This window comes from Micromonospora globispora (assembly GCF_003857015.1).
Taxonomy (GTDB): Bacteria; Actinomycetota; Actinomycetes; order Mycobacteriales; family Micromonosporaceae; genus Micromonospora; species Micromonospora globispora.
In genome coordinates, this window is sequence record NZ_QGGF01000070.1 from 1 (window position 1) to 5,846 (window position 5,846).

Here is a 5,846-nt window from a genome sequence, read left to right on the forward strand (position 1 = left end):
CAGAAGGGCGGGGCGGCCGCCTCGGGTGGCCGGCCCCAGGCCCGGCGCGCGTCCGCCACCGCCACCGCCAGCAGGACCACCGCCGCGGCCGCCGCTGAGAGCAGCGGCGCGAGGTGCAGCAGGAACGGCGCGAGGAAGAGCAGGACGAGGATCGCGATCCAGCGCGAGGGCGAGACCCGGCCGAAGACCTCGTACTCGAAGCGGGCCCGACCGGCCAGGAAGATCGCCGGGCCGCCGAGGATCATGGCGATCCACGTGACGTGGTTGTGCCCGAGTGGATGATCGAGGACCAGCTCGTACCCGATCGCGGTGGACACCAGCCCGACCACCATCACCAGGTGGGTGTCGGCGGCCGACCGACCGATGGCGGCGGGATGGGCCGCCTTGGTGACCGCCTCGCCCAAGATCTGCCCGGCGCGCCGCACATAGATCCGCCACAGCAGCACCGACGTCACGATCGCCGCGGCGAAGGCGGCGGTCCGCGGCGGGCTGAACGGGTTGTGGCTGTAGGCCAGGCCGGCGACCAGGATCGTCTCGCCGAGGGCGACGAGGAAGAACTGCTGGTACCTCTCGGCCAGGTGCTCGCCGGCGATTCCCAGCGGGAGACGGTGGAGCGGCCCAGCCCCGGCACCGGCCAGCCGCTCCGGGTCGCAAGGTATTCCAGGGCCAGCGCCAGCGTCCAGAGCACCACCGTTCCGTCGACGGGCAGCAATGCGCCGGTCACCCAGAGCACCCCGGTCGCGCTGAACACGATCAGCATCCGCAGTTTGAGCCGGCGGTACTGGTGCCGGCCCAGCGCCGCCAGCAGAATCGCCGGCCGGGACACCTGCGCCACCACGTACGCGGCGGCGAACGCCAGCGCGGTCTCGCTGAATGCCCTGGGGACCGCGACCCGCATGACCATGCTGCACACCAGCGCGATGATGACGACGGTCTGCACCCAGATGTGGTACGGGTCGTACCGGCTGGTGGTCCACGCGGTTCCGTTACCTTTCAGTGAGCAAACGTGACTCATGATTGGCAGTCGTCCGTTGCCGGGCGACGTTGACCGGATGAACCGGTCTAGACGCTTCACGGCCCGCCGCCCCGCCTGCGGATGCAGGTCTTACGGGTCTTACGTAGGCTCGACGTCCTGTTTTTGCGTCGCCCAGCAACTCCAGGTCGACGTGCCGCACGAGCGCGGCAAGATTACGTGCGGCGTTGACGTCCCGGTCCAGGGACAGTCCGCACGCGGTGCAGTGGAACATGCGCTCGGCCAGCGACAGCTTGGGTTTCACCGTCTTGCAGGCGGAGCACGTCTTGGAGCTGGGGTACCACCGGTCGGCGACGTACAGCGTGCTGCCGTACCAGCCGGTCTTGTAGCCGAGGTGCCGGCGCAGCGTCGCCGGGGCGGCGTCGGTCAGGGACCGGGCCAGCTTGCGGTTGCGGACCATCCCGGCCACGTGGAGGTCCTCGACCACGACCGTGGTGAACTGCTGCGCCAGGCGGGTGGTGAGTTGGTGCCACGAGTCGGCGCGGACGGCCGAGACTGTGGCGTGTAGTCGAGCCACCGCGTCCTGTGCCCGCTGCCACCGGTTCGACGCAGTCCGTTTGCGCCTGGCCTGCGGGTCGTAGGGGCCGATCCGCCGGGCGGCGCGGCGTTGGGCCTTGCCGAGTTTCCTCAACGCGGCCTTGAACGGCGCCGGGTTCGGCACCATCTCGCCGGTGGACAGCACCGCCAGGTGCTTGATCCCGGCGTCCACGCCGACGACCCGGCCGGCTTTCGGCGCGTGCGCCGGCCGCCGTCCGACCGTGCGCTGGACCGCGACCTGGAACGAGCAGAACCACCTGCCGGCGGTCTCGGTGACCGTGGCGGACAGGATCGTCGCGGTGCCCGCCCGTACCCGGCGGGCCAGCTTGCGGGTCGACTCGTGGGTGCGGATGCGACCCAGCCGGGGCAGCATCACATGCCGGTAGCTGGGGTCGACCCGGATCGCGCCGGTGGTGAACCGGGCCGACCTACGGCCGGTTTTCTTCTTGGCGCGGGGCCAGCCCATCCGGCGGCCCTTGCGGGTGCCGGTGCGTGACGCGTGCCAGTTGCCCAGTGCTGCGGACAGGTTCGCCAGGCCGGTGTTGAACGCCTCCTTGGAACACTCCGCCCACCATGGCGCCACCCACTGCTTGATCTCGTTCCAGGTGCGCCGCAGGTCCGGCAGGGACCAGCCCTGCCATGGCGTCAGGTCCGCCTCGGCTACTCCGTAGCTGGCCTCGGCAGCGCGCTGCGCCTTCACCGCGCTGACCCGCCGCAGCATGTGGTTGTACGCGAACCGAGCCGCGCCGGTGTTCCGGCGCAGACCGAGAACCTGGGCGTCACTCGGGTCGAGGGCGAACCGGTACGCCTGCACGGTCCAGCCGGCCGGCGGCTCGTACCGCTTCACGACTCGTCCTTGGTGGTGGCGGCGGCCACGGCGCGGCTGGCCCGGTTCGCCGCTGCGCGGCGGCCGTACAGTCGGGCGCAGAGACTAGTGAGGATCTCCGTGACGTCCCGCACGAGGTCGTCGTCCACCTCGGCTGGATCGACCACCATCAGCCGGCGCCCCTGCGCGGCCAGCGCCGCCTCAACATACTCGGCACCGAACCGCGCGAACCGATCCCGGTGCTCCACCACGATCGTCGACACGGCCGGGTCGCGCAGCAGCCCGAGGAACTTCTTGCGCCGCCCGTCCAACGCGGACCCGACCTCGGTCACCACCCGCGCGACGGCCATGTCCCGCCCGGTGACCCAGGCGGTCACCCGGGCGACCTGCCGGTCCAGGTCGGCTCGCTGGTCGGCCGACGACACCCGGGCGTAGACGACGACCTGACCCTGCCGGGCGTCGTCGGTCACCTCCACCATGATCGTGCCGGACGGAAGACGCCGAGCGGGCACCGGCATGGTCCCCTCGCGGAACCAGCGATACGCGGTCTGCGGGTGCACACCGTTACGGCGCGCCCACTCGGCAAGCTTCACAGAACGATACTAACACTCATATATTCGTATGTTTGATCACGGGAGAGTGAGCAGTTGTCAGCCCCCCCAGACCGAGCAGCAGCAGCGTCTTGCCGCCGCCGGTGACCGCCCGCCACACCTCCGCGTGCGCCGGCTCCTCCGCGAGGTCCTCGAAGGCGAGGGCGGCGATGCGGGTGAACGCGAAGACGTACACCAGATCGAAGAAGAGCTCCAGGAACGTCGCCCGCGTGGGAGCGGCCGCCTTGGGCAGCAGGCCACCGGTCTCCCCGGTCGTCATGGTCGGCGGTCCCCGCCGTCGGTCCAGCCCACCTGGCAGTCGTAACACTCTTTCCGGGCTGGGCGCCGCGGATCGCCGGTATCGCCGGCACCGGGATCTTGCTCGGGGCGACGGCGAGCGGGCACGATCGACGGGTGACGAATCGATGGGGCATGACGGTGCCGTTGAGCGGTGTCCCGCTCGCCGACCACGCCGCGGTCTACGCGGCCCTCGACCGGGCCGGCTTCACCGACGTGTGGTCGTCGGAGGTGGCCGGCGCCGACGCGTTCACCCCGCTGACGCTCGCCGCCGCCTGGCAGCCCCGGCTGCGCCTCGGCACCGCGATCGCGCCGGTCTTCACCCGCGGGCCAGGGCTGCTGGCGATGACGGCCGCCGCCGTCGCCGAGGCCGCGCCCGGGCGCTTCGCCCTCGGCATCGGCGCCTCCTCGCCCGTGCTGGTGCAGGACTGGAACGCGGTCCCCTTCGAGGAGCCGTTCCGGCGCACCCGGGACGTGCTGCGCTTCCTCCACGCCGCGCTGTGCGGGGAGACCGTCGACCAGGCGTACGACACCTTCACGGTGCGGCGGTTCACCCTGGAACGCCCGCCGGCCGTGCCGCCGCCGGTGCTGCTCGCCGCGCTCCGGCCCGGGATGCTCCGGCTCGCCGCCGCCGAGGCCGACGGGGTGATCCTCAACTGGCTCTCCGCCGACGACGTGCCGCGGGCGGTCGCGGAGCTGGGAGAGCGCCGGCCGGGCTTCGAGGTGGTCGCCCGGATCTTCGTCTGCCCCACCGAGGACGCCGCGCACGCCCGGGCGCTGGGCCGCCGGCTGATCACCGGCTACCTCACCGTCCCCGCGTACGCCGCCTTCCACCGCTGGCTCGGCCGGGACAGCGTGCTCGGGCCGATGTGGGACGCCTGGGCGGCCGGCGACCGGCGGGGTGCCGCCGCGGCCGTACCGGACGAGGTGGTCGACGCGCTGGTGCTGCACGGGGCGCCCGAGCAGTGCGTCGCGCAGGTTCGCCGCTACGCCGACGCCGGGGTGGACGTACCGGTGATGGCGCTGCTGCCGACCCCGGAGCTGGCGGCCGGGGGCGCCGCCGCGCTGGCCACGCTGATCCCCCGACTCGGCATCGCGGAGGGAAGCTGACATGTATCTCACCGACCGGGTGGCCGTCGTCACCGGCGGGGCGGGCGGTATCGGGGCGGCGCTGGGTCGCCGGTTCGTGGCCGAGGGTGCCGCCGCCGTCGTCCTCGCCGATCTGAACGCCGACGCCGCCGCCGCGGTGGCCGAGTCCATCGGTCCCGCCGCGTACGCCGTCGGCGTGGACGTCACCGACGAGCGCCAGGTCCGCGCCCTGGTCGAGGAGACCGAGCGGCGCTACGGCCGGATCGACCTCTTCTGCGCCAACGCGGGGGTGGCGACCGGTGGGGGAGTGGAGGCGCCGGACGCCGACTGGGACCGGGCCTGGCGGGTGAACGTCCTCGCCCACGTCTACGCCGCCCGGGCCGTGCTGCCGGCGATGCTCCGCCGCGGCCAGGGGTACCTGTTGATGACCTGCTCGGCGGCGGGCGTGCTGACCGCGGTCGGGGATGCGCCGTACACCGCCACCAAGCACGCCGCGGTCGGCTTCGCGGAGTGGCTCGCCATCACCTACCGGGACGCCGGCATCCGGGTCAGCGCGCTCTGCCCGCAGGGCGTGGACACCCCGATGCTCGCCGACGGGCTCGCCGCCGGTCACCTCGGCGCGCGGGTGATCGCCGCCTCCGGTGCGGTGCTCACCCCCGACCAGGTCGCCGACGCCGCCGTCGCCGGGCTGGCCGAGGAACGGTTCCTGATCCTGCCGCACCCCGAGGTCGCCGGGTACGCCCGCCGGCGTGCCGAGGACCCGGACGGCTGGCAGGCCGGGGTGCGCAAGCTGGTCCGCAAGCTGCGCGCCGCCAGTCAGTAGGAGCCGCCGCCTCCGGCGTCGCTCGGCGGGCCGCCGGCGAAGCTCGACCAGTGGTCACCCACCTGGGCATCCCCGGTCCGGGACGGGCCGCGGCGCGCACGGCGGACACTTCGCCGCAGTTGCCCCGCCGCCGTCCTGGCCGCTGCCAGCTTCTCCTCGCGAGTGAGCTCCCGGCGGGCTCGGCGGCGCCGCCATCTCCAGTAGACAGTGACGACGAGGGTGGCGGCGAGGGCGGCGATGACCGCCCAGAAGGGTGCGGACATGCCCCCACCGTAGGTTCCGGTGACAACCGGTCAGCGGCGCCAGCGCAGCGGACCCGGGTGCACCGACCAGAGCAGTCGCCGCCACCACGGGCGGGCGGCGCGCAGCGCCGAGACGTATCGGTCGGCCATTGCCGTCGCGCGCTCCGCCTGCTCGGGGGTTGCCGTGCCGGGGGCGAAGGCGACCCGGTTGAGCAGGCGGGCCAGGTCGTCCACATCGGTGGGTGGTGGATCCCCGTCGCTCGCCGTCGCCTCCCGGGCCTCGGCAATCGCCCGGCGGGCCCGCTCGGCGACCTCGCTGGCGGCCAGGTCGTCGCCGACCGGTCGGCCGGCCAGCCGCAGTGCGTCGGTCACCTCCCGCCAGGCGCCGGCGATGCGCTGGCCGGGGTCG

At 73.2% G+C, this 5,846-nt stretch carries 8 protein-coding genes and 1 pseudogene; 2 read left to right on the forward strand and 7 right to left on the reverse strand.

The features are described from left to right. The 5 genes from DKL51_RS02295 to DKL51_RS02310 all read right to left on the reverse strand — a co-directional run. The coding region (locus DKL51_RS02295; protein WP_369008539.1) for a low temperature requirement protein A at nucleotides 1–530 on the reverse strand (530 nt) is incomplete at its 3' end. Beyond that, entirely contained in the window at nucleotides 452–1,015 is a 564-nt protein-coding gene (locus DKL51_RS37040; RefSeq protein ID WP_369008538.1) for a low temperature requirement protein A, read from the reverse strand. The genes DKL51_RS02295 and DKL51_RS37040, both read right to left, overlap by 79 nt. Then, nucleotides 987–2,417 (reverse strand): IS607 family element RNA-guided endonuclease TnpB, encoded by a 1,431-nt coding sequence (gene tnpB / locus DKL51_RS02300; RefSeq protein WP_109964961.1) that lies wholly within the window; start codon nucleotides 2,415–2,417, stop codon nucleotides 987–989. Before tnpB ends, DKL51_RS37040 begins: the two co-directional genes overlap by 29 nt. Further along, on the reverse strand, nucleotides 2,414–2,989 hold the full coding sequence (locus tag DKL51_RS02305) for an IS607 family transposase (protein ID WP_124811665.1): 576 nt from the start codon (nucleotides 2,987–2,989) through the stop codon (nucleotides 2,414–2,416). The genes tnpB and DKL51_RS02305 overlap by 4 nt, the downstream gene beginning before the upstream one ends. Before the next feature lie 16 nt (nucleotides 2,990–3,005). After that, on the reverse strand, nucleotides 3,006–3,266 hold the full coding sequence (locus tag DKL51_RS02310) for a low temperature requirement protein A (RefSeq protein WP_109966399.1): 261 nt from the start codon (nucleotides 3,264–3,266) through the stop codon (nucleotides 3,006–3,008). 152 nt (nucleotides 3,267–3,418) lie between these two features. Between DKL51_RS02310 and DKL51_RS02315 the strand changes: the two genes are divergently transcribed. After that, a complete protein-coding gene (locus tag DKL51_RS02315; protein ID WP_124811668.1) occupies nucleotides 3,419–4,393 on the forward strand; it encodes an LLM class F420-dependent oxidoreductase in 975 nt (324 codons plus the stop codon). A 1-nt stretch (nucleotide 4,394) separates the two neighbouring features. After that, on the forward strand, nucleotides 4,395–5,195 hold the full coding sequence (locus DKL51_RS02320; protein WP_124811666.1) for an SDR family oxidoreductase: 801 nt from the start codon (nucleotides 4,395–4,397) through the stop codon (nucleotides 5,193–5,195). Here DKL51_RS02320 and DKL51_RS02325 read toward each other — a convergent pair. Both DKL51_RS02325 and DKL51_RS02330 read right to left on the reverse strand, forming a co-directional pair. Next, complete coding sequence (locus DKL51_RS02325; protein WP_124811667.1) at nucleotides 5,189–5,458, reverse strand: hypothetical protein; 270 nt, start codon at nucleotides 5,456–5,458, stop codon at nucleotides 5,189–5,191. The two genes, DKL51_RS02320 and DKL51_RS02325, sit on opposite strands and share 7 nt — an antisense overlap. Nucleotides 5,459–5,488: 30 nt before the next feature. Continuing rightward, nucleotides 5,489–5,846 (reverse strand): annotated as a pseudogene (locus DKL51_RS02330) (transglutaminase domain-containing protein); the annotation flags it as partial.